We start from the raw sequence: 400 nt of genomic DNA, 5'->3' as shown, positions 1-400 counted from the left end.
TTCGGGGCGACGATGAACATGGTGCTGGGGCGACGGGGTTTATCGGTGTGAGGCGCCGGGGGATCGAGGTAGTAATCGAGGGCGCGTTTGATGGCTTCGCGGTCTTTGAGTAATTCTTCGGCGCGCGAGGCTTCGGCGTTGGTTTTGTTGAAATTCGAATCAGAATCATCGTTTTCCATTTGTAGCTCCTAATCTCAATTGGAGCCATCACTTGCCATTATGGTCGTGAGGCTTTCGCCTGCGTTTCGGGGATCTCACGCCCGGTCGCTGAATTTGCAGCGACAGCCAAAGACTAGAGAGCCCGCTTCCGACGGACAACCTGAAAGATGCGTGGGAAAGATCTGCGCGCCGAGACATCAATTAAACATTCAAAAGCGGAACGCGGAGCGTCCCTGGCGGC

1 pseudogene is annotated in these 400 nt (G+C 55.2%); it reads right to left on the bottom strand.

Annotated features, from left to right (window positions below):
- Positions 1–179, bottom strand: a pseudogene (locus tag HCU66_RS27720) (DUF6124 family protein); the annotation flags it as partial.
- Positions 180–400: the final 221 nt, after the last annotated feature.

Source organism: Pseudomonas frederiksbergensis, from assembly GCF_017114915.1.
Taxonomy (GTDB): Bacteria; Pseudomonadota; Gammaproteobacteria; order Pseudomonadales; family Pseudomonadaceae; genus Aquipseudomonas; species Aquipseudomonas frederiksbergensis_I.
This window is presented reverse-complemented; position numbering and strand designations above follow the sequence as displayed.